The sequence below is a fragment of the Streptomyces sp. NPDC001450 genome (assembly GCF_053597295.1).
Genome location: NZ_JBSFHY010000032.1, coordinates 43,690 through 68,491, shown reverse-complemented (window position 1 = coordinate 68,491; position 24,802 = coordinate 43,690). Strand labels below are relative to the sequence as shown.

Here is a 24,802-nt window from a genome sequence, read left to right as displayed (position 1 = left end):
TGAGCGGCGGGCGGTCGGGTGACGGGGCTGGTCCGAACGAGGGGGGTTCCGGCGTGTCGCTGGGGCAGACGGGTGGAGCGATGACACGGCTGGGCGGCCCGGATGGTGCGGGGCGACCGCCTGACTGACGGTGGTTCATGTCGAGGCCGGGTTCATTCAGCCGATGTCGAATCCGCTGCCCGGCCACGGCGGAAGGACCTCGACATGCGTTCTGCCCGCATCCTGCTCGCCACGGCTGCCGCCGCGGCCGCCCTCTCCTTTGCCACACCCGGCGCCGTGTTCGCCGTATCGGCCGGGGACGACGGCGGCCGTGACGACTCCTCGTACAGCAGGGACCAAGAAAGCGATTCCGGCCACGACAGTGATTCCGGCGGCGGCCACGACAAGGGCTCCGGCGGCGACCACGACAAGGGGTCGGACAGCGACCAGGACAACGACTACAGCACGGATCGCGACAACGGAGGCAGCCACGACTCGCCGCGCGGCGGAATGCACACGGGCGGCGGTGCCCTCGCCGCGGTGCGGGGTGACGACGACTGGAGCTCGAGCGGCGACGACAGCAGGTTCGACCCCGAGACCTACAAGGACAAGGACGAAGACAAGGGCGACAAGGGCGACAAGGGAGACAAGGGAGACAAGAGAGACAGCGACAAGGGGGACAAGGACGACTGGGGCGGCGGCGGTGACGACCACGACAAGCCGCGCGGCGGCATGCACACCGGAGGCGGCGCCCTCGCCACGCCCGGTGTCACCGCGGGCGGGCTCGCCGTGCTCGCGGTAGGCGCCACCGGCATGTACGCACTGCGTCGCAAGAAGGCCGCCGAGCCGGCGTCCTGACCGGACTCCCACATGCCAGGGGATGCGGCCGCCGCCGGCGCACACCGGGCCGGCGGCCCGCCCCCGAGCCCCGATCCGCGTGCTGCCGTGCCCGAGTGAGGTGGTGTCCGATGGCAGCAGATCCCTCCTCCCCGCCCCCCGCCGAACGGGCGGCGGGCCAGGCGACCCCCGGCTTCGGCGGGCGGCTGACCCTGTGGGGCGTGGCGATCGCCGTCCTCGCCGTCAGTCTCTTCGGCGGCCACCACGGTGCGAACGACACCCCGGACGCATCCCGCACCTCGGGCGCGACCGGCGCCGCCACGGGCGACACCCAGCAGGCAGGCCGGCCGCTGCCCCGGTCCGTGCCGATCCGGCTCCTCATCCCGAAGATCTCCGTGGACGCCCCCTTCGCCGCCCTCTCCCTCGACCCCTCCGGCCGGCTCGAGCCCCCGCCGGCGGCCAACATCAACCTGGTCGGCTGGTACTCGGAAGGCGCCTCGCCCGGCGAGGCGGGCACGTCGATCATCGCCGGACACGTCGACACGGTGACCTCCGCGGCCGTCTTCGCCAACCTCGACCAGTTGGAGGCCGGCGACCGGTTCTCCGTCGACCGGGCCGACGGGCGCAGGGCGAACTTCGTCGTGGACGACACGGAGACCTTCGCCAAGGACGACTTCCCGAGCAAGCGGGTGTACGCCGACACGGCGCGCCCCGAGGCCCGGCTCATCACCTGTGCGGGGGACTACGACCACTCGGTGAAGGACTACACCGACAACCTGGTGGTCTTCGCCCACCTCGTGTGACGGACCGGCAGACCGGTACGGTCAGACGGCGCCGTCCGCGAAGGGGCCGCCCGGGGCGAAGGCCAGCGCGGCGAAGCGCTCGCCGATCCGGCGGTGCGTGGCGGCGTCCGGGTGGAGGTCGTCGGGCAGCGGAAGTTCGGCGCTGTCGGCCTCCCCGTAGAGGTCACGGCCGTCGAGGTGGTACAGATGCGGATCATCGGCGGACCGCTGCCGCACGATCCGGGCCAGCTCCTCCCGGACGACTCCCAGGGTGAGCTTGCCGTACGCCCGATCCGCCGGATCGCCGGTGGCCCGGAACCGCAACTGCCCGGAACTCAGGGAGCCGAAGTCCACGGCGCAGGGGCCTGGCGTGTCCTCGTGGATGGGGCACAGGATCGGCGAGATCACGAGGAGAGGGGCGTCCGGCCGGCCCTCGCGGATGGTGTCGAGGAAGCCGTGGACGGCGGGCCCGAAGGCGCGCAGCCGCATCAGGTCCGTGTTGACCACGTTGATGCCGAGCTTGACGCTGATCAGGTCGGCGGGAGTGTCGCGCAGCGTGCGTGCGGTGAACGGGTCGAGGAGGGCGCTGCCGCTCAGGCCGAGGTTGATCAGCTCCACCCCGCCGAGCGAGGCGGCGAGTGCCGGCCAGGTGGTGGTGGGGCTGGCGGCGTCGGAGCCGTGGCTGATCGAACTGCCGTGGTGCAGCCACACCTTGCGGCCCCGGCCCGGCACCGGCTCGACGGGCGCGTCGGTGCGCAGGGCGACCAGTTCGGTGGTCTCGTTGTGGGGCAGCCAGATCTCGACGTCCTTCACCACGGCGGGCAGGCCGGTGAAGCGCACGGTGCCCACCGGGCCGGGGCGCTGCTCGGCGGTGCCGGCGGCCATGTCGATCGTCAGGGTGGTGCCGCCGGTGACGGACGCGCTGCCGGCCGGGCGCCCGTCGACGATCAGGTCGTACACGCCGTCCGGGCGTGGCGGGGCGCCGACGTAGACCCGTTTGGTCGGCAGCGTGTCGAGTTCGACCGAGGTGGCACGCGTGCGGAAGACCAGCCGCACGCCCGACGGCTGGGACTCCGCCATGTGCAGCTGTGGGTCGGCGGACTGGGCTCGGGCCCGGGCCGGAAGCCGGTGCGGCAGCAGTCCGTGTTCGGTGCGTTCCAGTTCGAGGGCGCCGCGTATGAGGTCGGCGGTCAGGGGGGTGGTGAGCCGGTCGTACGAGGACATCGGTGCGAGCCTGTCGATGGAAGGGGAGGGGGAGTCAGGGCGTCGGCCAGTTGCGCAGCAGCGAGTCGAGGGCGTCCAGGATCCGGTTCCAGGAGTCCTGCGAGTCGGGGGCGCTGTGGCTGAACCCGCCGGCCGACTCGAGACTGACGTAGCCGTGGAAGACGCTGCCGAGCAGCCGGACCGCATGGGTCTGGTCGGGTTCGGTCAGGTCGTAGCCGCGCAGGATCGCCCGGGTCATCTGGGCGTGCCGGCCGCCGGCGCTCGCGGCGGCGGTCTCCGGGTCGAGCCGGAACCGGGCCGCTTCGTAGCGGCCGGGGTGCTCGCGGGCGTAGTCGCGGTAGACGTTCGCGAAGGCCTGGAGGGCGTCCTTGCCGGCCCGGCCGGCCAGCGCGTCGGCGGCGCGGTCGGCGAGTTCCTCCAGCGCGAGCAGGGCGATCTTGGTCTTGAGTTCCTGGGAGTTCTTCAGGTGCGAGTACAGGCTGGCGACCTTGACGTCGAAACGCCGGGCCAGCGCGGACAGCGTCACCTGCTCGAAGCCGACCTCGTCGGCCAGCTCCGCTCCCGCCCGGACGAGACGCTCCGCGGTCAGTCCTGCGCGCACCATAAGCTTCCTCCTATTTGCCGATAGAGATTATGTGGCTTCCTAAATGGTTTAGGCAAATGGGATAGTGCTGTAGTGAGACTCGGTGCCGAGGAAAGGTGGTGTCAGCCGCCCGTCGACTCGCGGGCGACCAGGGAGAAGCGGCTGACGAACTCCTCCTGGTCCACGGGCGGCCCCGCCCTCCCGGTCCGCGGCCAGGAGCGCGACCGCCTCGCCATCCTGCCGCCGCTCTTCACGGAGTTCGCGCAAGACGCCGACAGTGGCACCTACTCCGGGGCGGTCAACCCCGTCACCTCGGCCGTCTCGACCATGGCCCATGTCGTCGCCCTCTCCGAGACCCACGGCATCGACGCGGGCGTGATGCGCGCGGCGGAGGGCATGGCCCGGCGGGTCATCGGCCTGGGGCCCGGCACGGACGGGTTCATCCGGGTCGCGGAGGTGCTCGGCCGGCACTGACGCGGGGTACGACGACTCCCCGTGCCGGCGTGCGGACGGAACGTAACGGACGCGGATCCGCGACTTGTGCGAGCGTCCGTGCGATGGAACGCTTCCGTCCGCGGGCCGCGACCAGGCCGGCGGAGCTGTGAGCATGGGTTTCCCGGGAGACGGACGGTCCCCCGGAGCCGGCCGTGGGACGAGACGGGGGAGTGCACCGATGGAGCTGGAGCTTCGGCACCTGCGTGTGCTGTGCGCGGTCGCCGACGCGGGCAGCGTGGGCCGCGCCGCAGCGCACCTCGGGTACTCGCAGCCCGCCGTGAGCACCCAGCTCAGACGCATCGAGCGCCACCTGGGCGAGCCGCTCTTCGAACGGAGCGCGAGCGGAGTGCGGCCCACCCGGTACGGCGCCGAGGTGGTCGCCCAGGCCCGGGACGTGCTGGCCCGCGCCGACGCCATCGGCCACCGCCCCGCCCCCGCCCGGCCGCGCCGCACCCTGCGTGTGGCCGCGACCAACTCGCCCATGCTCTCCGGCACGGTCTCCCGCGTCCGCACCCGGCTGCCGGATCTGTCCCTCGCCGTGACCAGCGTCTACGCCTCCTCGCGGATCGTGGAACTGCTGGAGGAGGGGACGGTGGACGCGGCCATCGCCGCCGACTACCCGGGCATGGAGCTGCGGCACTCGACCGCCGTGCAACACCGCGGCATCGTCACCGAGCCGACGTTCGTCGCCCTGCCCTCGCGTCACCGCCTGCGCCAGTACGCCCAGGTGCAGCTGGCCGACCTGGCCGAGGACGACTGGTTCGTGACCCCGGACGACGGCGCCGGCTGGCCCGGGGTGTTCTACGACGCCTGCGCCGCGGCCGGGTTCACCCCCGTCGCGGTACACGAGTTCCTCGGCGACCAGACCCAGCTGCAGAGCATGATCGCCGATGGCCTCGGCGTGTCCCTGGTGCAGCCGACGCTGCGCCCGATCCCGCACGTCACGGTCAAGCCACTGGCCGGCTCGCCGCTGTGGTGCCGCTATGTGCTGGCCTGGCGTCCCGACGCCGTCACCGCCGACGTCGTGGAGACGCTCTTCCAGTCGGCCCTCGGCGCCTACCGCGATCTGGTCGCCCAGGCACCGCACTTGAGGACCTGGGCGTCGCGCACCTGGAGCATCGCCGGGGCGTAGCGGACGCCGTCGCCGCGAGCCGCGATGTTATGGGCCCGTAGTGCCATGTGCTATGTCACACGCCATTGTTGTGCGGGTGGCGCGCTGAGACAGTGCCTCACACGCCTCAACACCCCACCGAGGCGCATCCCTTCGTGGAGGAATCCCGATGCGCTATCGCTTCGCGCTGCCCAGACGCATGGCCGGCACCGCCGCCGTCTGCGTCACCGTGGCCGGCCTGCTGTCCACACCGGCGCTGGCAGCACCTCAGCCGCAGTCCGGTACTGCCGCGCACACACCCGGCAGGCACACCCCGGCGCCACCCCCCACCGGCCCGACCATCGGTGGCACCGAACGCCCCGCGACTCAGGCGAAGAGCCTCAGCCCCGCCCAACTCCCGCCCCAGCCAGCGAAGTTCACCCGCAGCATGGAGACCGCTCCGCACGGTGTGACCAAGGCGGCCTCCTGCACTCCGGCCGACTTCGGCAGCCGTACCGGATCCGCCCTCGTCTCGTTCGTGAAGGCGTCCTCGGCGGACTGCGTGAACACCCTCTTCTCGGTCACCGGCCGGGACGCGCACGACATCTTCCGTCAGGCGCAGATGCTGACCGTGACCAACGCGTTCACGCGATCGGCCGGGCAGTACCAGGGCGACAACTCCGGCAGCCTGCTGCAGCTCGTCCTCTTCCTGCGCGCGGGCTACTACGTGCAGTTCAACCACCCCGGTGACGTGGGGTCGTACACCTCCCGGCTCACCACCGCCGTCACGGGCGGCCTGGACACCTTCTTCGCCCGCTCCCACTCCCGGGACGTGACGGCCGCGAACGGCGACATCCTCGGCGAGACCGTCATCCTCACCGACAGCGCCGACCAGCAGAGCCGCTATCTGTACGTCTACCGACGGCTGCTGGGCGACTACGACAGCTCCTACGACGCCGTCGACAGCATGGTCAGGGCCGTCAATGACGTCTACACGCCGCTGTGGCGCGGCAACTGGAACCCGGCGTACGTGCAGGCGGTCGACGCCGACCCGCGCATCATCGACACCCTGTACGACTTCGCGCTGGCCAACACCGACCAGCTCGGCACCGATCTGGCCTTCCTGGACTCCAACGCGGGGATGAACCTGGCCCGTTACGTCGAGCACCCGGAACTGCGGGAGACCGTCCAGCCGCTGACCAAGGATCTGCTGGACCAGACCGAGATCACCGGCCCCACGGCCGGGCTCTGGGTCGCCGTGGCCACGCAGGCCAACTACTACGACAGCGCCAACTGCGCCTACTACGACGTCTGCGACCTGCCGGCGAAGCTCACCAAGGCCATTCTGCCGATCAGCCGCCGCTGCGACGCGAACGTCACGATCCTCGCCCAGTCCCTGACCGCTGACGACCTCGACGCCGCCTGCGCCAGCGTGCTGAACCAGAGCACCTACTTCCGCGGTCTGGTGAAGGCCGACGGAGCGATACCCGGCCAGTACGTGTCCACGATCCAGCTCGTGGTCTTCGCCAGCCGGACCGACTACCAGACCTACGCCGGCCCGATCTACGGCATCAGCACCGACAACGGCGGGATGACCCTCGACGGCGACCCGTCCGACCCGGCCAACCACGTCACGTCGATCATGTACCAGAAGAACTACGACGACGGCTTCGTGGCCCGGATCTGGAACCTCAACCACGAGTACACGCACTTCCTCGACGCCCGCGACGACATGTCGGGCGACTTCACCCGGCAGACCTCGGTGCCGGACGTGTGGTGGATCGAGGGCCTCGCCGAGTACGTCTCCTACAGCTACCGGGGTCTCGCCGACGACCAGGCGATCCAGGAGGCCGCCAAGCACACGTACAGGCTGAGCACCCTGTTCGAGAACACCTACGCCAACAGCGACGTGACCCGCACCTACCCGTGGGGTTACCTCGCCGTGCGCTACATGTCCGAGCGGCACCCCGACGACATCCAGCGCATGCTCGACCGCTTCCGTGCCGGTGACTACGCCGGCGGATACGCCGTCTACCACGACGGCATCGGCACTCGCTACGACGCCGACTTCGACCAGTGGCTCACGGCGTGCGCCGCGGGCGCCTGCGCCAGGCCTTCGGCGGCCTGACCGCCCGCGCCCGAGCGAACGGCCGCCGACCGGAACCCCGGTCGGCGGCCGTACGTGTCACGCGGGTCGCCGGCGTCAGACCGCCGTCGCCGGGTACGTCGGGTACTCGACGCCCGAGACGTGCTGGACGACCCGGACGACCTGGCAGGAGTAGCCGAACTCGTTGTCGTACCAGAGGTAGAGGATCGCGTTGTCACCCTCGACCTTGAGGGCCCCGGCGTCCACGATCGAGGCGTGGCGCGAGCCGATGAAGTCGCTGGAGACCGCGTCGGGCGCCGTGGTGAAGTCGATCTGGCGCTTGAGCGGCGAGGTCAGCGACACGTTCCGCAGGTAGTCGTGGACGTCCTCGCGGGTGGTCTCGCGGCCCAGCTGGAGGTTGAGGATCGCGATCGAGACGTCCGGCACCGGGACGCGGATCGAGCTGCCGGTGATCTTCGCCTTGAGGTCGGGCAGGGCCTTCGCGACGGCGGAGGCGGCACCGGTCTCGGTGATCACCATGTTGAGCGGCGCGGAACGGCCGCGGCGGTCGGCCTTGTGGTAGTTGTCCAGCAGGTTCTGGTCGTTGGTGAACGAGTGGACGGTCTCCACGTGACCGCGCAGCACGCCGTACTCGTCGTCCATCGCCTTCAGCGGCGGGACGATCGCGTTGGTGGTGCAGGAGGCGCAGGACAGGATCTGCTCGTCCGGCTTGATCGTGTCGTGGTTGACGCCGTGCACGATGTTCGGGACGTCGCCCTTGCCCGGCGCGGTCAGCACGACCTTGTCGATGCCGGGGCGCAGGTGCTTGGACAGGCCCTCGCGGTCGCGCCACTTGCCGGTGTTGTCGATGAGGATGGCGTCCCGGATGCCGTACTCGGTGTAGTCCACGGACGTCGGGTCGTCGGCGTAGATCACCTTGATCGCGTTGCCGTTGGCGACGATCGTGCTGTTGTCCTCGTCCACGGTGATCGTGCCGTGGAACTGGCCGTGGATGGAGTCCCGGCGCAGCAGCGAGGCGCGCTTGACGATGTCCTGGTCTCCGCCGCCGCGGACGACGATGGCGCGCAGCCGCAGGCCGTTGCCGGAGCCGGACTTCTCGATCAGGAGGCGGGCGACGAGTCGGCCGATGCGGCCGAAGCCGTAGAGGACGACGTCGCGGGCCTCGCGGCGCTCGATCTTGCCCGCGCCCGTGGCACCGGCGACGGCCTCGGCGGTGAACTCGGCCACGCTCAGGCCGCGGTCGTCGGCCTTGTAGGTGGCGGCGAGCATGCCGATGTCGATCTGGGACGGCCCGAGGTCGAGGGTGGTCAGAGCCTGGAGGAACGGCATGGTCTGGGTGACCGACAGCTCCTCGCCGGCGATCTGCCGGGCGAAGCGGTGCGTCTTCAGGATGCTGACCACCGACTTGTTCACCAAGGAGCGGCTGTGCAGCAGGACCGTCACGTCCCGCTCGCGGTGCAGCTTCCCGATGATCGGGATCATCGACTCCGCGATCTCCTCGCGGTTCTTCCAGTTGGTGAACGAGTCGTCGTTGACAGTCACAGATCCATCTTTCGAGCTAGGCAGCGCTCAGATGATAACAACAACCGCTTCTGGTCTTTACGGGGGTCCTGAATCAGGGTGGAAGACCGTAAGAAAGCCGGGTCGCGGTTTGCATGCCCGCAGTGCCGTGACCATGGTCTGAGGGTGAGAACGTCCTCTGTGCCCCGGCCCGAGCCGGCCGCCCCGTCCCGTCCCTTCCGCCGCCCCGCGCTGCCCCTCGTCGCCCGGCAGCGGATCCCCGAAGGCGCCCTGCCGGCCCTCGCGTTGTTCGCGGCGGTCCGGTCCGCCGGGATCCTCGTCGTGATGGTCGCCAACCACCTCACCGGACACCCGCTGGTCAGGAGCCTGGCCCACTCCTGGGACTCCCGCTGGTACCTGCACATCGCCACCCATGGCTACGGGCGCCTCATCTGGATCACCCCGAGCGGTGGGGTGCAGGCCGACTGGGCGTTCTTCCCGCTCTACCCCGGGCTCGTCCGGGCCCTGACCACGGTCCTCCCGCTCACCCCCGGCCAGGCCGCGCTGCTCGTCGCCTGGGCCGCCGCGGGCGCGGCCGCCTACGGCATCTACGTCCTCGGCCACCACCTGTACGGGCGTGCCGTCGCCACCGCCCTGGTCGGACTGTGGGCCGTCCTGCCGCACGCCGTCGAGCTGACCATCGCCTACACCGAGTCCCTCTTCGCCGCGCTGGCCGTCTGGTCCCTGTACTGCGTGCTCAGGGGCCGCTGGCTCTGGGCCGGTTCGCTGGCCGCGCTGGCGGGTCTGTCCCGGCCGACCGGATTCGCCGTGGCGGCGGCCGTAGGCCTCGCCGCCGCGCAGGAGGTGCTGCGCCAGCGTGGCCGGGTGCCCGCGACCCTGTGGGCCGGCGCCCTGCTCGCCCCGCTGGGCTGGCTCGCCTATGTCGTGTGGGTGGGGCAGCAGACCGGCGACCCGCTGGGGGGCTACTTCAAGATCCAGAGCGCCTGGGACTCGCGCTTCGACTTCGGCGCCGGTGCCCTGCGCTTCCTCAGGGCGCTGTTCCTGCACGGCGGCGGCTTCGTCTACCCCGCCGCCCTGATGATCGTCGCGGTCTCCGTGGTCCTCTTCGGGCTGCTCTGCCTGGACCGCGCCCCGCTCGCCCTGGTCGTCTTCGCGGGGGTGCTGGTGCTGCTCGTGGTCGGCGGCTCCGGTTCGTTCTCGTCCAAGCCGCGTTTCCTGCTGCCGGTCTTCCCCCTGCTGATCCCTCCGGCGCGTGCCCTCGCCCGCACCTGGCGGGTACGCCCGGCCCAGGCCCTGCTCGTCGGCGGTTCCCTGGCCGTCGTGTCCCTGCTGTACGGCGCGTACGTGACGGTGGTGGTCCACTCCCCGCTATGAGTCACCGGCCGACCCGGGGCCGGACGGCGGCCGGCGGTTCTTCACGGGGCGAGCGGCCGCCGCACCAGGAATCGGCCGGATCCGGGGTCGGTTCAACGAAAGGATCGTGCGAAGTCCTGACGAGAGAGGCGCGTTGATGAAGCTGCACACCCGTGAATGGGGGACCGGGGACCGGGTCGCTGTCCTGGTCCACGGGATCATGTCCGACCACAGGACCTGGCGCCGGGTCGCGCCGGCCCTGGCGGACAAGGGGTACCGGGTCATCGGCGTGGACCTGCGCGGGCACGGCGCGAGCGGCCGGGGGGAGTACGGCGCCGAGATCTGGGCCGACGACCTGGTGGAAACCCTGCCCAAGGGCCCGGAGTTGGCGATCGGCCACTCGCTCGGTGCCATGGCACTGGCCCTCGCCGTCGAGCGCCTCGCACCGGACCGGGCCGTCTACTGTGACCCGGCCTGGGAACTGGGTGGCAACGCCACCGCGGCCGCCACCGGCTTCGCGTCCTTCAAGAACGCGCCCCGTGCGATGATCACCGGCTTCAACCCGCGGTGGGAAGAGGCCGACGTGGAGATCGAGTTGGCCACGCTCGCCGTCTGGGACCCCGCGACCGCCCACGCCCTCCCCGACGCCTACGCGGTCAGCCGGACCCCGGCCCGCCCGGTGGTGCCCTCACTTGTCATGCTGGCCGACTCCAGTCGTCTCGTATCCCCGGAAGCGGCGGCGGAGCTGGCGCGGAGGGGTTTTGAGATCCGCACCGTCCCGGGGGCCGGGCACACCCTCTACCGGGACGACTTCGAGGGGTTCATGTCGGCACTGGACGGATGGATGTGAGATCGCGTCCGCCGCTCGGGTGCCGGGGCCGGTACGGCTGAGCCGCACACCGGGGGACATCCTCACCCCTCTTCCGGGGGTCTGCCGCAGTGCCCCGGCGCTCTGCCGCGTGATCGGCTGTGGGCACCGGAGTCGACCGAAGGCAGTCGAGGAGAGGCGGACAGGTGCGGTATCGGTGGGGGTGTGCGGCGTGGGTCGTGGGTGTGGCGCAGTTCTTCGTCCTGCACGGCGTCGTCGAGTCGGCGTGGGCGAGGCCGTACAGCTGGGCGCGCAACAACATCAGTGATCTGGGCAACGCGCACTGCGCCTGGCAGCCGGACCCCGAACCGCGTCACGTCTGCTCGCCCCAGCACACGCTGATGAACGTCTCGTTCGTCACCCTCGGTGTGCTGTTCGTCGCCGGTGTCCTGCTGACCGGCGCCCTGTGGCGGCGCGGTGCGACCGCGACCGCGTCCCGGCTGCTGCTGGCCGGTGCCGGCGCCGGGTTCGTGCTGGCCGGGCTCGCACCCGCGGACGTGCACGAGAACCAGCACGTCCTGGGCGCTCTGCTGATCATGGCGACCGGCAACCTCGGCCTGCTGCTGGCGGGCGCCGCTCTGGACGTGCCGCGCCTCCTGCGGTGGGGGAGCGGACTGCTCGGCGCCGTGGCACTCACCGCCTTCGGTCTCTTCCTCTGCCACCACTACCTCGGGCTCGGCATGGGCGGCATGGAGCGGGTCGCGGCGTTCCCGCTGCTGCTGTGGGCGGCCGCCCTCGGCGTCCGGGGCCTGGCCGTGCGGGGCGCTCGGTGACCAGACGTCTCAGGGCGGGAAATCCCCCTGGGGCAGGATCCCCCGGTAAAGATAAAATCTAGGCGTTTGCCCCGACGGGCCACCGCCCATCCGGAAGTGATCGATGCCCCGCAAGCGCTCCACGGACGACGGCGACGAGCTGCTGGCCAGACTCGGCTCGCTCACCGCCCAGGCACGCGAGCGCGCGGAGCTGCAGCGCACCCAGGTCGAGCTGGCCATCGCGCTGCAGCGCGGCATGCTGCCCCGGGACCTGCCCGCCGCCCCGGGCCTGCACCTCGCGGTGCGGTACGCGCCCGCCTGCTACGGCCTCAACGTGGGCGGCGACTGGTACGACGCCTTCGCCATGCCCGACGGCCGGATCGGGCTGTGCATCGGCGACGTACAGGGTCACAACATCGAGGCCGCCGCCTTCATGGGCCAGGTCCGGGCCGGGCTGCGCGCCCTCGCCTCGGTCACCAGCGAGCCGGGCGAACTCCTCGCCCGGACCAATGAGCTGCTGCTCTCGCTGGGCAGCGAACTGTTCGCCACCTGCACTTTCATGCGGCTCGACCCGGCCACGGGCGTGCTCGAGAGCGCGCGGGCCGGGCACATCCCCTTCGTCTGGGCCACGGCGGACGGAAAGTCCGGTGTGGTGGACGACGAGGGAGGGCCACCGCTCGGCATCGTGCCGGGGATGAAGTACTCCGTGACCCGGCACCGGCTCACCGCGGGCGGGGTGTTCGTCCTGCTCACCGACGGTGTCGTGGAGGGCCCGTCCCTGAGTATCGAGGACGGCCTCGACCAGGTGGTGCGGCTCGCGGGCATCGCGGCCGTCGCGGGACTGGAGGCGCACGCGCTGGCCGCCGCCGTGATCAAGGGCGCGGAGAGCGTGGGGCACGAGGACGACGCAGCCGTCCTCGTCGTGGGCCTCGACGGGCCGGGGACATGGCTGTCGGACAGGTGGGGCGATGTGAGGCCCGGCATTCAGCCATAGAGCGGGACCGGACGGCTCTCACCTCGCCGACGGCGGGCCATCGGTGTGAGATTGCTGCTGTGGTGGGTTTCGAGGATCTGCGCCGGCCGGGCGGCTACGTCGTCAAGGTGCTGGTCGTCACGGCCGGCTACTACGGCGCGGCGCGGCTCGGGCTCCTGCGCCGGCTCGTCGTCGAGGGCTCCGTGTTCACCCCCATCTGGCCGCCCACCGGCGTCGCCGTCGCCGCCCTGCTGATCTTCGGACTGGGCTGCTGGCCCGGAGTCGCCCTCGGGGCGCTCCTCGCCGTCCTGTACCTCTCCCCGCCCAGCCTCGATGTGCTCGGCTTCGTGTTCGGCAACACCGCCGCGCCCGTGTGTGCGGTACTGCTGCTGCGCCGGGCCCGCTTCCGCACCGACCTCAGCCGGTTGCGCGACGGCCTCGCCCTGGTGTTCCTCGGCGCGCTGACCGCCATGCTGATCAGCTCGACCATCGGCGTCGGCCTCCTCGTGCTCACGGGCAAGCTGGCCGAGCACGGCTTCTGGGCCGTCTGGCTGGCGTGGTGGGTGGGCGACGCGATGGGCGTCCTGATCGTCACCCCCCTCCTGCTGGTGCTGTACAGGGCCCGCTGGCCGCCGCCGCTCGCGCGCTGGAAGGAGGCCACCGTGCTGGCGATCGTGGTCTGCTGCGTCGTACCGCTGGCCGCCTACAGCTCGCTGAGCATCCTCTTCCTCGTCTATCCGCTCATCATCTGGGCCGCCCTGCGCTTCGAGCTCGTGGGCGGCATGTCCTGCGCGCTGGTGACGTCCGTGCTGGCCACCGTCGCCGCGACGGACGGCGTCGGGGCCTTCGCCGGGCTGAACCGGATCGAGGTCATGGCGAAACTCCAGGCCTTCAACGGGGCGATGGCCCTGACCGCGCTGCTGCTGTCCGCCGTCATCACCGAGCAGCACAACACCCGCCGCTCCGTCGAACGGGCGTGCCAGGAACTGGTAGGGGTCCTGGAGCACCTCACCGCGGGCGAGCCCCCGCCGTCCCGCCCGCCTCCGAACCCCGACGACCGGCCGTGACCCAAGGCGTGGCCGCCGCCCGGCCCCGCGCCGATTGCGCACGCCTGGTTGAACAGTCCAAACTGATAAACCTATTGTTAGTAATCGTGGACGTGGAGAACAGGACCGAGAACGGCACCCACCCCCCGTGCCCGCCGCAGGACAACACTGCGCTCGCCGCCGCCCTGCGGCTGGCCATGGGCCGGACAGTACGCAGGCTGCGCCAGGCGCACGCCGTCGGGGACGTGACCCTCTCCGGGGTCTCCGTGCTGTCCCGGCTGGCCACCGCCGGACCGGACTCGCCAGGCTCGCTCGCCGAGCTGGAGCGCGTCCGCCCCCAGGCGATGGGCACCACACTCGCCGGGCTCGAACAGCGCGGACTGGTCAGCCGTACCCCCGACGCAGCCGACGGACGGCGGGCCATCGTGTCGATCACAGACGCGGGCCGGACCGTGCTGGAGGAGCGCCGCTCCGAGTCCGTGGCCCGGCTCGCACACGCCCTGGACGAGTTCACCCCGGAGGAGCGCGAAGCACTGCGCGCCACGCTGCCCCTCCTCGACCGGCTGGCGGAACGGCTGTGAGCGGCCAGGTGCCCGGCAGCGTCCCGGGAGGGTCCGCCGAAAGCCCGCGCGACCGGCTGTTCGCCCGCTCCGCCCGCCTCCGTAACACCCCGCCCGGACCCGGCTACAAGTGGGTCGCCCTGTCCAACACCACACTCGGCGTCCTGATCGCCACGATGGACGCCTCCATCGTGATCATCTCGCTGCCCGCGATCTTCCGCGGGATCGGCCTGGACCCGCTCGCCGCGGGCAACATCGGCTATCTGCTGTGGATGATCCTCGGCTATCTGCTGGTCTCGGCCGTGCTGGTCGTCGTCCTCGGCCGGCTCGGCGACATGTTCGGCCGGGTCCGCATCTACAACCTCGGCTTCCTGGTCTTCGCCTGCGCCTCCGTCGCGCTGTCCCTCGACCCGTTCCGGGCGGGCGCGGGCGCCCTGTGGCTGATCCTTTGGCGCATCGTGCAGGCCTTCGGCGGCTCCATGCTCACCGCCAACTCGGCCGCCATCCTCACCGACGCCTTCCCGGCCCGGCAGCGCGGCATGGCCCTCGGCATCAACCAGATCACCGCGCTCGCCGGGCAGTTCCTCGGCCTGCTCGCCGGCGGCCTGCTGGCCGCGGTCGACTGGCGTGCGGTCTTCTGGGTCAGCGTCCCGGTCAGCGTGACCGGCACGATCTGGTCGTACCTCAGCCTGCGCGAGACCGCGGCCGGCGGACGCGGCCGGATCGACTGGCTCGGCAACTTCACCTTCGCCACGGGCGCCGGCATCCTCCTCGCCGGCATCACCTACGGCATCCAGCCCTACGGCGGCCACGCCACCGGATGGACCAACCCCTGGGTGCTCGCGGGCCTGATCGGCGGCGTCGGCCTGCTGCTCACCTTCTGCGTGGTCGAGACCCGGGTCGCCGAGCCGATGTTCCGGCTGTCCCTGTTCCGGGTGCGGGCCTTCGCCGCGGGCAACCTGGCCGCCCTGCTGACCGCGATCGCCCGCGGCGGGCTGCAGTTCATGCTCATCATCTGGCTGCAGGGCATCTGGCTGCCGCTGCACGGCTACGACTTCGAGGACACCCCGCTGTGGGCCGGCATCTTCATGCTGCCGCTGACCCTCGGCTTCCTGATCGCCGGCCCCGTCTCCGGCTACCTCTCCGACCGGTTCGGCGCCCGCCTGTTCTCCACGGCCGGCCTGATCGTGGTCGCCGGCTCCTTCCTGGGCCTGCTGGCGCTCCCCGTGAACTTCGCGTACGGCCCGTTCGCCACGCTGCTCTTCCTCAACGGCTTCGGCCAGGGCATGTTCTCCGCGCCCAACACCTCGTCCGTGATGGGCAGCGTCCCCGCCCGCTACCGGGGCGTGGCCTCCGGAATGCGCTCCACCTTCCAGAACTCGGGCACCGCCCTGTCCATCGGCGTCTTCTTCTCGCTGATGGTCTCCGGGCTGGCCTCCTCGCTGCCGTCGACGCTCAGCAGCGGACTCCAGGCGCACGGCGTGCCCGCCGGCACCGCCCACGAGGTGGCCTCACTGCCCCCGGTCAGCACCCTCTTCGCGACCTTCCTGGGCAACAACCCCATCGGCCACCTGCTCGGTTCCGGCGGCGCGCTGGACCACCTGACGGCAGCCCAGCGCGCCACCCTGACCGGTCACACGTTCTTCCCGCAACTGGTCTCCGGCCCCTTCCACCACGGCCTGACCATCGTCTTCGGTGTCGCCGCCGGCATGGCCCTGGTCTCGGCCGTCGCCTCCGCCCTGCGCGGGGGCCACGAGCCCGTCGGTGACGACACCACGAAGGGCTCCTATCCGGCGTACGCCCGCAAGGGGTAGTGGTCCGAGAGGTTCGTGTACGTGTACGACGTCCCCCAGCTGGTCACCGTCCAGGGCGCCGACTGCTCCCTGACGACCTCGTTGCGCCACCCCGCCGGGCGGGCGTGACCGGCGCGGGCGAGGACGTAGTCGAGGTCCTCGCGCGGGTCGTTCGGGTAGCGGTCGTGGGCGATGGAGTTCTCCTGCGTGTCGAAGGAGTACGGGTGCCCGGTGCGCCCGTCGGCGCCGACGACACCGGCGTCGGACAGCATGGACGCGTACTCGCCGCTGCGTGAGTCGACGTTGAGGTCGCCCGCGAGCAGCACCTCCTCGTCGGCGGGGATGTTCTTGGCGTCCAGGAACGCGTCCATGGCCTTGAACTGCCGGCTGCGCATCGCCGCCGCCTCACCCGCACCGCACCCGGGATCCGTGGACTGTGCGTGCGTACCGACCACGTGCACCTTGGTGCCGTTCACGTCCAGGACGACGTACGCGAAGCCCTTGTTGGACCACCAGTCCGCGCCGCACGCGTCCTTGTAGACGTACTGCTCCTTGTGCACGATCGGCCACTTGCTCAGCACGGTGACCCCGCCGTCCTCGGGCGTGGTGTACGAGTACGCGCCTCCTGTCGCGTCCCAGCCGTCCTTGCTGCGGCCCACCACCGGTGTCTGGTACGGGTATTCGGCCGCGGCCGCGCTCTTCAGCGCGTTCGACGAGGAGTTGTCGAACGCCTCCTGGAGGACGACCACGTCGTTGCCGTGGAAGAAGGACGCCTTCGGGATCTCCGCGGCGCGGTGGTCCTGGCCCCAGTTCGGGTACAGGTTCTTGCTCATGAGGAAGACGTTGTACGTCAGGACCTTCAGCGCCGGTGCCTGCCCGGCTGCCGCCGCCGGCGTGGAACCGGCGAGCGCCGCCGCGGGCAGGGCGAGGGCGAGCACGGCCGCGCCGAGAGCACGGCGGGGTGCGAAGAGCGTCACTGGATCTCCCTGTGGGTGAAGGGGGTTGAGTGGCGCCGCACATCAAATCACCTGGGATTACCCATTGGTAACACCCGTGCGGGCAGCAGATGGCTCACAGTGGAGGAGGCGAGGAGTCCGCTTCGGGGCAACCGCGACCTCGTCGTCTCAGGGGCGCCCCACCGTGTCCTCCAGCGGGGCCGCGTCCTCGGCCGGTCCGGCAGCCGGAGCCGTACGGCGGGCTCGCCGGCCGGTGAGCGGCAGAGTGACCGGCTCGGTGTAGCGGGCGGTCAGCGGGCCGAGGACCACCAGGATGAGGACGTGGTGCCGACGGCCAGGGCGAGCGCGGGCAGCAGCACGGGCGGGATGCTGCCCGGATCGGTGTGCAGCCCGAAGAGGACGAGGAACACCGCCGCGAACTGCTCCCGCGGGGGCGCGAGCAGGTTGTGCGCGCCCGCGCCCACCGCTGCCGCGACCTGCAGCTGCTGGGCGACACCGGCCGCCAGCAGGGTCAGCCCCAGCACGACCAGCAGCAGGACCAGGCCCGCGATGCCCAGGGCGATGGCGAGCGTGACGCTGCCCGCCGCCAGACCGGTCCCGGCCGGCAGGGCGGTGGCCACCGGCAGGTAGACCGCCCGCCATCGACAGGTCCTCCAGCACGAGGATGCTGAGGATCACCGGGGTCTCCCGGTTGCCGGTCCGGCCCAGGTCGCCGAGGACCTTGGCGATCACTCCGGACGAGGAGATCCAGGGCCGGGCAGCCCGAGGGCCAGGATGATCGCGTCGGACTCGATCAGGAAGACCGCGGAGGAGTGCATCCGCCTCACTCCCGGCCGGGCATGACGGCGGCGTCGACGCCCTCACGGGTGCCGATCAAGATCAGCGTGTCCCCGCCGGCCGGCCGGAAGCCGGTGCCCGTAAGCCTGACCTGGTGGCGAACGGCCGTGTGAAGGGTTCCGGTCGGACAGGGGGGGCAGGCTACGAGGCGGAGCGGAGGCCGCCCTCGCCGTCGCCCTGGTCGGGCTGGCAGGTGCGGCACAGTTCGTGGTCCCCGTCGCGGGTGACGACGGTGCCCCAGCCGAGGCACTGCGTGCAGTCGCGGGCGAGACGCAGGTCGGGATGGGGGGACGGGAAGGGGCTGTGATGGGCTCCGTGCGCCATGCGGGAAGCGGCTCCTTGAAATAGCGGGGTCGCGGGCCGGATCGCTTCCATTATGTCCTATTTCTTCCTTATGTCAGTGTCAGGTGTCACTGCGTGCCGGATTTCAGTCCAGATTTCCCAGCCGCGCGTCCCGCCACAGGTCCACACCGCCGTCGGTGGCGTACTTGTCGATCTCGGCCAGTTCCTCGGCGCTGAAGTCGAGGTTCTCCAGCGCGGCGACGTTCTGCTCCAGCTGCTCGACGCGGGAGGCGCCGATGACCAGTGAGGTGACCCGCTCGTCCCGCAGTGCCCAGGCCAGCGCCATCTGGGCCAGGGTCTGTCCGCGCCGGGCGGCGATGGCGTTCAGGGAGCGCAGGCGGTGCCGCATGTCCTCGGTCAGCCACGCCGGGTCGAACGACGTGCCGGCCGCGGCCCGCGAGCCCTCGGGTACGCCGTCGAGGTAGCGGCCGGTCAGCAGGCCCTGGGCGAGCGCCGTGAACCCGATGACGCCGAAGCCCTCCTCCTCGGCCGTGTCCAGCAGGCCGTCCGTCTCGATCCAGCGGTTGACCATGCTGTACGACGGCTGGTGGATCAGCAGCGGGGTGCCCAGCTCGCGCAGGATCGCGACCGCCTGCCGGCTGCGCTCGGCGTCGTAGGAGGAGATGCCGACGTACAGGGCCTTGCCCTGGCGGACGGCCGTGTCGAGCGCGCCCATCGTCTCCTCCAGCGGCGTGCTCGCGTCCAGCCGGTGGGAGTAGAAGATGTCCACGTAGTCCAGGCCCGTGCGGCGCAGGGACTGGTCCAGTGAGGCCAGCACGTACTTGCGGGAGCCGCCGCCCTGCCCGTAGGGGCCGGGCCACATGTCCCAGCCCGCCTTGGTGGAGACCACCAGCTCGTCCCGGTACGGTGCGAGGTCCTGCTTCAGCAGCCGGCCGAAGTTGATCTCGGCCGCACCGTAGGGCGGACCGTAGTTGTTGGCCAGATCGTGGTGGGTGATCCCGAGGTCGAAGGCGCGCAGGGCGATCTCGCGCTGGGTCTCGAAGGGGCGGTCGTCGCCGAAGTTGTGCCAGTAGCCCAGGGACAGGAGCGGGAGGTCCAGTCCCGAGCGGCCGGTGCGGCGGTAGCGCATGGTGCCGTTGTAGCGATCGGGGTCCGCGACGTGGTTCATCGGGTGGTCTCCGGGTGGTGCCGTAGGGGTGCCCCCCCGTGTGCGAAGGGGCTCGTCCACCCTGCGCCTTCATGATTCGTAAGTCCAACCGCTGCCTCGCATGGCATTGAGCGGTCCGGTTTCTGAATCGAATGCGGTACAGCCGCGCTGTTCGATCCTACGAACTTCCCCCGAGACGGGTTACCGGTCCCCGCTGGGTTTGATAGGAAACTTTCCTACCAGTGCGTTACGGACCAACTTCCCACCCCCCACACCTACTTGGAGTCCTAGTGGAGCACACAGAGCGCGAATCGGCAGTCTCCGCCCGCCTCTCCCGCCGGACCGTCGTCGCCGTCCTCGGCGCCGTAGCCTCCGGCGCCCTGCTCGGCGTCGAGCGCGTCGCGGCGGCACCGGCGGCCGCGTCCGGCCTCGACGACCCGGCGAAGAAGGAGACAGCCATGCAGCTGGTCTCCAGCGCGGAGAACTCCTCGCTCGACTGGAAGGCCCAGTACAAGTACATCGAGGACATCGGCGACGGCCGCGGCTACACCGCCGGCATCATCGGCTTCTGCTCCGGCACCGGTGACATGCTCGACCTCGTCCAGCTCTACACCGACCGCAAGCCCGGCAACGTCCTGGCCAAGTACCTGCCGGCCCTGCGCCGGGTCAACGGCAGCGACTCGCACAGCGGCCTGGACCCCAACTACCCCAAGGACTGGCGCAAGGCCGCCCAGGACTCCGCGTTCCAGCAGGCGCAGAACGACGAACGCGACCGCGTCTACTTCAACCCCGCGGTCGCCCAGGGCAAGACGGACGGGCTGCGCGCCCTCGGCCAGTTCACCTACTACGACGCCATCGTCATGCACGGCGACGGCGACGACCCCACCAGCTTCCGCAACATCCGCAAGCGGGCCCTGCGCAGCGCCAAGCCGCCGGCGCAGGGCGGCAACGAGACGACGTACCTCAACGCCTTCCTCGACGCCCGGGTGTGGGCCATGAAGCAGGAGGAGGCGCACAGCGACACCAGCAGGGTCGACACCGAACAGCGGGTCTTCCTGCGCAGGGGCAACCTCGACCTGAACACCCCGCTGGACTGGAAGGTATACGGGGACAGCTACCACATCGGCTGAGCAGCCCGGACCGCGCCGCCGTTCCGCGCGGCGGCCTAGGACACGTCCGCTTCCGGGCGCTGCAGTTCCGCGGCGCCCGGGAACGGGCGTGCCGCGTCGAGCGCGGCGGACTGCCGTGCCGTGACACGCTGGATCACGGCGATCGCCAGGGCCCCCGCGGCCAGTTCCAGGAACTCGGTCACGAGGAGGAGGGCGAGCGAAGTCCCCTGGTGCGGCCAGACGGCCACGGCGGCGACCAGCGCATGCCCGACCCAGGCCGCCCACCAGACGTTGACCAGCACGCGGTCGCGTCCCTCGGCCGTACCGGGGCCGCTCGCCCGATGCACGTCGAGGACCAGCCCGCGCGGAACCCAGAAATGGAACACCGGGATCAGCCATGCGAGCACGGCCCAGGCGGCGGAGCCGGGCAACGGCGTGGGGGAGAGGAGTTGAGCGTTGCGCCGGCAACGGGAGAACCACACCAGGAACAGAACGATCGCGACGATCGACTCGTCCACGTACACCATGGACGCCCGCCCCGACGCGCTCAGGGGCGTGTCCTGCGGATGCAGCCGGTGCGCCCGCACGGTCACCGCCCGCCAGACGTCCGTCACGGCTGCCGCGGCCACGGCGGCCTGGGCGCAACGGGCGAGCGGCCAGGGGGCCTTGACGATGGGTCCGGACACAGGGGGACACCTGCCTGTCGGGGACGGCACGCGTGGGCACAGCGTGACGGTGGTCGGGTCGGAAGATCGGAGGACCGGATCATAGGGCAGCTGCCCCAGTCCGCTCGCCACCCGGTGGCGCACTCGCCTGCCGGACCCCTGACGAGGAAAGATGGGGCCCGAGCGATCGATCACACCGATGCGGAGGAGCGGACTCATGCCGCACGAGCGAGCCGGCCGGCCGGCCGGTCCCGAGGACCTTGTCGACGTGGCCCGGCTGGTCACGGCGTACTACACGCTGCATCCCGACCCGGCCGACCCGGGGCAGCGGGTGGCGTTCGGCACCTCGGGGCACCGGGGTTCGTCCCTGGCGACCGCCTTCAACGAGGACCACATCGCCGCCACCAGCCAGGCCATCTGCGAGTACCGCGCCGCCCAGGGCGTGGACGGCCCCCTGTTCCTCGGCGCCGACACGCACGCCCTGTCCGAGCCCGCGAAGGTCACCGCCCTGGAGGTGTTCGCGGCCAACGACGTGAGCGTGCTCATCGACAGCGCGGACGGCTACACCCCCACGCCCGCGGTCTCGCACGCGATCCTCACCCACAACCGCGGCCGCACCTCAGGCCTCGCCGACGGCGTGGTCGTCACCCCGTCGCACAACCCGCCCGCCGACGGCGGCTTCAAGTACAACCCGCCCAGCGGCGGCCCGGCGGCCTCCGGGGCGACCTCCTGGATCCAGGACCGGGCCAACCAGATCATCGCCGGCGGCCTGAAGGACGTGCAGCGGCTGCCGTACACCCGTGCGCTCGGGGTCGACACGACCCAGCGGTACGACTTCCTGGGCGCCTATGTCGGCGACCTGCCGAACGTCCTCGACCTCGACGCGATCCGCGCGGCCGGTGTGCGCATCGGCGCGGACCCGCTCGGCGGAGCGTCCGTCGCCTACTGGGGCCGGATCGCCGAGGAGCACGGCATCGACCTGACCGTGGTCAACCCGCACACCGACCCCACCTGGCGGTTCATGACGCTGGACTGGGACGGGCAGATCCGGATGGACTGCTCCTCGCCCTACGCGATGGCCTCCCTCATCGAGCAGCGCGCCCGCTTCCGCATCGCCACCGGCAACGACGCCGACGCCGACCGGCACGGCATCGTCACCCCCGACGCGGGCCTGATGAACCCCAACCATTACCTCGCGGTCGCCATCTCCTACCTCTACCGGCACCGCGAGCAGTGGCCCGCCGACGCGGGCGTCGGCAAGACGCTCGTCTCCTCCACGATGATCGACCGCGTCGCCGCCGACCTGGACCGGCAACTGGTCGAGGTGCCGGTCGGGTTCAAGTGGTTCGTGGACGGGCTGGCCGACGGCACCCTCGGGTTCGGCGGCGAGGAGTCGGCCGGCGCGTCCTTCCTGCGTCGCGACGGCTCGGTGTGGACCACCGACAAGGACGGCATCCTCCTCGCCCTGCTCGCCTCCGAGATCACGGCGGTCACGGACAGGACGCCGTCCGAGCACTACGCAGACCTGACCGCCCGCTTCGGCGAACCCGTCTACGCCCGTATCGACGCCCCCGCCACCCGCGAGCAGAAGGCACTGCTCGCGAAGCTGTCCCCGGCCCAGGTCACCGCCGACACGCTCGCCGGCGAGGCGGTCACCGGCGTCCTCACCGAGGCGCCGGGCAACGGCGCCGCCATCGGCGGGATCAAGGTCACCACCGCCAGCGCCTGGTTCGCGGCCCGCCCTTCGGGCACCGAGGACGTCTACAAGGTCTACGCCGAGTCCTTCCTCGGCCCGGACCACCTCGCCCGGGTGCAGGAAGAGGCCAAGGGCGTGGTCCAGGCCGCGCTCGGCGGCTGACGCCCCAGGACCCGTACGACGGCGGTACGACGGCCTCCGCGACCGATGCGACCGGTGCGCGGAGGCCGTCGCCGAGTCCGCTCAGCCGCGTCCGCGCCCCCGCTCCAGCCGGTCCAGCACGGCCTGTGCCATGGCGGCCTCGCCCTTGGCGTTGGGGTGCGCGGGGGCCGCGGGCGAAGCCGGCTGCAGCGGCTCGATCCAGCGGTCCGCGGGCGCCTTGCACATGTCGTGGCCGACCGTGGGGCCGTAGGTGTCCACGTACTCGGCCCGGTTCCACGCGGCGACCAGGCGCAGCATCAGGTTCAGCCGCTTCTCGGTGTCCCGCAGATAGGGGAAGTCCCGCTGCGCGAACGGCACCGAGGGGAAGCAGCCGCTGCCGTCGTCCGGCAGCAGGTCCGGATAGCCGACGAGGACCACCCGCGCATGCGGGGCACGGGCGTGCACGGCCCGCAGCACCCGGTCGATCTTCGGCGCGGTCTCCAGGATGGTGAGCGCCAACTGGTCGTAGCCCGCGGCCTCGTAGGAGCGCTCGCAGGGGTTGCCCGTCGGGTCCTGGGCGCCGAGGCGGGCACAGGTGCCGATGATCGAACCGAAGCCGACGTCGTTGCCGCCGATCTGCACCGTCACCAGGTCGGTGTCCCGTCCCAGCGCATCGAGTTGAGGGTCGTTGGTGCCCTGCGGCTTCCACATCTCGTTCGTGGTGGCCCCGGCGCAGCTCACGTCCTTGAACGTGGTCGCCTCGCGCTGCGCCGCCACGAGCGAGGGGTAGTTGTGGTCGGAGCGGGCGCAGTTGGCGTCCACCTGGCTCGGGATGAGCGGGCCCGAGGTGTAGGAGTCCCCGAGGGAGACGTAGGTGAGGTCGCGGCCGTGGGCCGCCGCGGGCACCGTCGACGCGGCGACGAGGGCGCAGCCCCCCAGTACCGCCCCCAGCGCGGCGGTTCGCCGCCGGCCTCTCGCCCCGCCCGTCCTGTGCGTGTCGTTCGCCATGGATTCCTCCCCCTGAGGCCGTGACATCGCACGGCCCCCCTCGAAGAGTGGTCCGCGCGTTCAACTGGGTCTGTATACCGTCCGGTAGGTCTCACGGACCAGAAGCGGGAAGCAACATTCGCGCCGGGACGCAGCTGGTACGCCGGAGGCGCGGCGGCCGGAAAGCGGTGTTTGGCAAAGAATCGCCCCAGTACACAAACGGTGGCCCGCATTCCGTGCGCCCGGGGAGGGCATGTACCCGCCAATACCGTCCGTCCGCACGTCCCTTCCGGCGAACCCGTGGGCCCCGCGAAACCACCCGCTCACACCGTGCATGTATACGGTCAGTGACACACCGTCACAGGCTCATCGCATCCTCTTCACAGAACGTCCACTTTCGGCCGGGCGGTGTGCGGGGCGCTACCGGCGGGGCAGACGCCGTGCCTCCCGCCTGCCTAGCCTCCCGGCCATGCGATCACCTCTGATGAGACGCCTCGGTCTCACCGCCGTCCTCGCGTTCGCCCTCGCCGTCTTCGGTCTCGCGCCGACCGCCGGTGCCGATCCCGCGCCGGCCGCGCTGACCTTCAGCACCGACAGTGCCACCACCACGCCCGGCGGCACGGTGCACCTGTCGATGACCATCACCAACAACAAGACCTACGACATCTGGTTCGTGTACCAGACCATCGACCCGACCTGGCTCACCACCCAGCGCCCCGACCTGAAGTACAGCTTCACCGGCTGCAGCCTGGCCACGGCCGCCGGCGGCACCTCCTGCTCCGGCACGGGCCCGGCCAACCTCGGCGGCAACTACGGCGCCACCATCCCGCCCGGCCAGAGCCGCACCGTCACGCTGACCCTGCAGGTCGCCGCCGACTCCGGCTGCAACGGCAACATCGGCTTCTACTCGTACTACTACGCCGAGTTCAGCGACAGCTCCAACACCAGCACGGGACCCGTCTACACGCCCGAGACGCGCGTGCTCTGCGCCTGACGGA

22 protein-coding genes and 3 pseudogenes are annotated in these 24,802 nt (G+C 71.2%); 15 read left to right on the top strand and 10 right to left on the bottom strand.

Annotated features, from left to right (window positions below):
- The first annotated feature begins 204 nt into the window (after positions 1-204).
- Positions 205-837 (top strand): hypothetical protein, encoded by a 633-nt coding sequence (locus tag ACWC5O_RS30380; RefSeq protein WP_450590736.1) that lies wholly within the window; start codon positions 205-207, stop codon positions 835-837.
- Between the two features lie 110 nt (positions 838-947).
- Entirely contained in the window at positions 948-1,619 is a 672-nt protein-coding gene (locus ACWC5O_RS30375; RefSeq protein ID WP_450590738.1) for a class F sortase, read from the top strand.
- A 21-nt stretch (positions 1,620-1,640) separates the two neighbouring features.
- Here the strand turns inward: ACWC5O_RS30375 and ACWC5O_RS30370 are convergent, their stop codons facing one another.
- Entirely contained in the window at positions 1,641-2,822 is a 1,182-nt protein-coding gene (locus tag ACWC5O_RS30370; RefSeq protein WP_450590739.1) for a GDSL-type esterase/lipase family protein, read from the bottom strand.
- A gap of 34 nt (positions 2,823-2,856) precedes the next feature.
- Entirely contained in the window at positions 2,857-3,426 is a 570-nt protein-coding gene (locus ACWC5O_RS30365; protein WP_450590741.1) for a TetR/AcrR family transcriptional regulator, read from the bottom strand.
- Positions 3,427-3,636: 210 nt separating this feature from the next.
- Here ACWC5O_RS30365 and ACWC5O_RS30360 point away from each other — a divergent pair.
- The 3 genes and pseudogenes from ACWC5O_RS30360 to ACWC5O_RS30350 all read left to right on the top strand — a co-directional run.
- Positions 3,637-3,879: pseudogene (locus ACWC5O_RS30360) on the top strand (imine reductase family protein); the annotation flags it as partial.
- Positions 3,880-4,078: 199 nt separating this feature from the next.
- Complete coding sequence (locus ACWC5O_RS30355) at positions 4,079-5,032, top strand: LysR family transcriptional regulator (RefSeq protein ID WP_450590743.1); 954 nt, start codon at positions 4,079-4,081, stop codon at positions 5,030-5,032.
- Positions 5,033-5,180: 148 nt separating this feature from the next.
- The gene (locus ACWC5O_RS30350; RefSeq protein ID WP_450590745.1) at positions 5,181-7,118 is read left to right on the top strand and encodes a collagenase; all 1,938 of its coding nucleotides are present in this window, start codon (positions 5,181-5,183) and stop codon (positions 7,116-7,118) included.
- Positions 7,119-7,193: 75 nt separating this feature from the next.
- Here the strand turns inward: ACWC5O_RS30350 and ACWC5O_RS30345 are convergent, their stop codons facing one another.
- Positions 7,194-8,639 carry a glyceraldehyde-3-phosphate dehydrogenase gene (locus ACWC5O_RS30345; RefSeq protein ID WP_450590746.1) on the bottom strand — a complete coding sequence of 482 codons (1,446 nt, stop codon included), beginning with the start codon at positions 8,637-8,639 and terminating at the stop codon, positions 7,194-7,196.
- Between the two features lie 144 nt (positions 8,640-8,783).
- Here ACWC5O_RS30345 and ACWC5O_RS30340 point away from each other — a divergent pair, with 144 nt between their 5' ends.
- From ACWC5O_RS30340 to ACWC5O_RS30310, 7 genes are all read left to right on the top strand, one after another.
- Complete coding sequence (locus ACWC5O_RS30340; RefSeq protein ID WP_450590747.1) at positions 8,784-9,992, top strand: hypothetical protein; 1,209 nt, start codon at positions 8,784-8,786, stop codon at positions 9,990-9,992.
- Between the two features lie 136 nt (positions 9,993-10,128).
- Complete coding sequence (locus ACWC5O_RS30335) at positions 10,129-10,821, top strand: alpha/beta fold hydrolase (RefSeq protein WP_450590748.1); 693 nt, start codon at positions 10,129-10,131, stop codon at positions 10,819-10,821.
- Positions 10,822-10,985: 164 nt separating this feature from the next.
- Entirely contained in the window at positions 10,986-11,612 is a 627-nt protein-coding gene (locus ACWC5O_RS30330; protein ID WP_450590749.1) for a DUF998 domain-containing protein, read from the top strand.
- A 103-nt stretch (positions 11,613-11,715) separates the two neighbouring features.
- Positions 11,716-12,585 (top strand): PP2C family protein-serine/threonine phosphatase, encoded by an 870-nt coding sequence (locus tag ACWC5O_RS30325; RefSeq protein WP_450590750.1) that lies wholly within the window; start codon positions 11,716-11,718, stop codon positions 12,583-12,585.
- Between the two features lie 59 nt (positions 12,586-12,644).
- A complete protein-coding gene (locus ACWC5O_RS30320) occupies positions 12,645-13,631 on the top strand; it encodes an MASE1 domain-containing protein (RefSeq protein ID WP_450590751.1) in 987 nt (328 codons plus the stop codon).
- Positions 13,632-13,717: 86 nt separating this feature from the next.
- Complete coding sequence (locus tag ACWC5O_RS30315) at positions 13,718-14,191, top strand: MarR family winged helix-turn-helix transcriptional regulator (RefSeq protein WP_450590753.1); 474 nt, start codon at positions 13,718-13,720, stop codon at positions 14,189-14,191.
- A gap of 155 nt (positions 14,192-14,346) precedes the next feature.
- On the top strand, positions 14,347-15,984 hold the full coding sequence (locus ACWC5O_RS30310) for an MFS transporter (RefSeq protein WP_450590808.1): 1,638 nt from the start codon (positions 14,347-14,349) through the stop codon (positions 15,982-15,984).
- Here the strand turns inward: ACWC5O_RS30310 and sph are convergent.
- The 5 genes and pseudogenes from sph to mgrA form a co-directional block, all read right to left on the bottom strand.
- Complete coding sequence (sph, locus tag ACWC5O_RS30305; protein ID WP_450590755.1) at positions 15,957-16,940, bottom strand: sphingomyelin phosphodiesterase; 984 nt, start codon at positions 16,938-16,940, stop codon at positions 15,957-15,959. The genes ACWC5O_RS30310 and sph overlap by 28 nt on opposite strands.
- A 147-nt stretch (positions 16,941-17,087) precedes the next feature.
- A pseudogene (locus ACWC5O_RS30300) lies at positions 17,088-17,669 on the bottom strand (cation:proton antiporter); the annotation flags it as partial.
- A gap of 73 nt (positions 17,670-17,742) precedes the next feature.
- A pseudogene (locus ACWC5O_RS30295) lies at positions 17,743-17,826 on the bottom strand (potassium transporter TrkA); the annotation flags it as partial.
- 71 nt (positions 17,827-17,897) lie between these two features.
- The gene (locus ACWC5O_RS30290) at positions 17,898-18,080 is read right to left on the bottom strand and encodes a hypothetical protein (RefSeq protein WP_450590757.1); all 183 of its coding nucleotides are present in this window, start codon (positions 18,078-18,080) and stop codon (positions 17,898-17,900) included.
- A gap of 103 nt (positions 18,081-18,183) precedes the next feature.
- The gene (gene mgrA / locus ACWC5O_RS30285) at positions 18,184-19,227 is read right to left on the bottom strand and encodes an L-glyceraldehyde 3-phosphate reductase (protein WP_450590759.1); all 1,044 of its coding nucleotides are present in this window, start codon (positions 19,225-19,227) and stop codon (positions 18,184-18,186) included.
- A 269-nt stretch (positions 19,228-19,496) separates the two neighbouring features.
- Here mgrA and ACWC5O_RS30280 point away from each other — a divergent pair, with 269 nt between their 5' ends.
- Positions 19,497-20,336 carry a chitosanase gene (locus ACWC5O_RS30280; RefSeq protein ID WP_450590761.1) on the top strand — a complete coding sequence of 280 codons (840 nt, stop codon included), beginning with the start codon at positions 19,497-19,499 and terminating at the stop codon, positions 20,334-20,336.
- A gap of 35 nt (positions 20,337-20,371) precedes the next feature.
- Here the strand turns inward: ACWC5O_RS30280 and ACWC5O_RS30275 are convergent, their stop codons facing one another.
- Positions 20,372-21,001, bottom strand: coding sequence for a DUF4328 domain-containing protein (locus tag ACWC5O_RS30275; RefSeq protein WP_450590762.1), 630 nt, complete (start codon positions 20,999-21,001; stop codon positions 20,372-20,374).
- Between the two features lie 196 nt (positions 21,002-21,197).
- Here ACWC5O_RS30275 and pgm point away from each other — a divergent pair, with 196 nt between their 5' ends.
- Positions 21,198-22,838: a phosphoglucomutase (alpha-D-glucose-1,6-bisphosphate-dependent) gene (pgm, locus tag ACWC5O_RS30270; protein WP_450590763.1), complete on the top strand. Its 1,641-nt coding sequence runs from the start codon at positions 21,198-21,200 to the stop codon at positions 22,836-22,838.
- A gap of 81 nt (positions 22,839-22,919) precedes the next feature.
- On the opposite strand, the gene ACWC5O_RS30265 is transcribed toward pgm, so the two are convergent.
- Positions 22,920-23,825, bottom strand: coding sequence for an SGNH/GDSL hydrolase family protein (locus tag ACWC5O_RS30265; RefSeq protein ID WP_450590765.1), 906 nt, complete (start codon positions 23,823-23,825; stop codon positions 22,920-22,922).
- 448 nt (positions 23,826-24,273) lie between these two features.
- Between ACWC5O_RS30265 and ACWC5O_RS30260 the strand changes: the two genes are divergently transcribed.
- A complete protein-coding gene (locus ACWC5O_RS30260) occupies positions 24,274-24,798 on the top strand; it encodes a hypothetical protein (protein WP_450590766.1) in 525 nt (174 codons plus the stop codon).
- Positions 24,799-24,802: the final 4 nt, after the last annotated feature.

Bases quoted from the DNA above. Each gene is read 5' to 3' on its own strand.
- ACWC5O_RS30380 (WP_450590736.1), top strand. From the start codon at position 205: ATGCGTTCTGCCCGCATCCTGCTCGCCACGGCTGCCGCCGCGGCCGCC.
- ACWC5O_RS30375 (WP_450590738.1), top strand. From the start codon at position 948: ATGGCAGCAGATCCCTCCTCCCCGCCCCCCGCCGAACGGGCGGCGGGC.
- ACWC5O_RS30370 (WP_450590739.1), bottom strand. From the start codon at position 2,822: ATGTCCTCGTACGACCGGCTCACCACCCCCCTGACCGCCGACCTCATA.
- ACWC5O_RS30365 (WP_450590741.1), bottom strand. From the start codon at position 3,426: ATGGTGCGCGCAGGACTGACCGCGGAGCGTCTCGTCCGGGCGGGAGCG.
- ACWC5O_RS30355 (WP_450590743.1), top strand. From the start codon at position 4,079: ATGGAGCTGGAGCTTCGGCACCTGCGTGTGCTGTGCGCGGTCGCCGAC.
- ACWC5O_RS30350 (WP_450590745.1), top strand. From the start codon at position 5,181: ATGCGCTATCGCTTCGCGCTGCCCAGACGCATGGCCGGCACCGCCGCC.
- ACWC5O_RS30335 (WP_450590748.1), top strand. From the start codon at position 10,129: ATGAAGCTGCACACCCGTGAATGGGGGACCGGGGACCGGGTCGCTGTC.
- ACWC5O_RS30325 (WP_450590750.1), top strand. From the start codon at position 11,716: ATGCCCCGCAAGCGCTCCACGGACGACGGCGACGAGCTGCTGGCCAGA.
- ACWC5O_RS30310 (WP_450590808.1), top strand. From the start codon at position 14,347: ATGGACGCCTCCATCGTGATCATCTCGCTGCCCGCGATCTTCCGCGGG.
- ACWC5O_RS30290 (WP_450590757.1), bottom strand. From the start codon at position 18,080: ATGGCGCACGGAGCCCATCACAGCCCCTTCCCGTCCCCCCATCCCGAC.
- mgrA (WP_450590759.1), bottom strand. From the start codon at position 19,227: ATGAACCACGTCGCGGACCCCGATCGCTACAACGGCACCATGCGCTAC.
- pgm (WP_450590763.1), top strand. From the start codon at position 21,198: ATGCCGCACGAGCGAGCCGGCCGGCCGGCCGGTCCCGAGGACCTTGTC.
- ACWC5O_RS30265 (WP_450590765.1), bottom strand. From the start codon at position 23,825: ATGGCGAACGACACGCACAGGACGGGCGGGGCGAGAGGCCGGCGGCGA.
- ACWC5O_RS30260 (WP_450590766.1), top strand. From the start codon at position 24,274: ATGCGATCACCTCTGATGAGACGCCTCGGTCTCACCGCCGTCCTCGCG.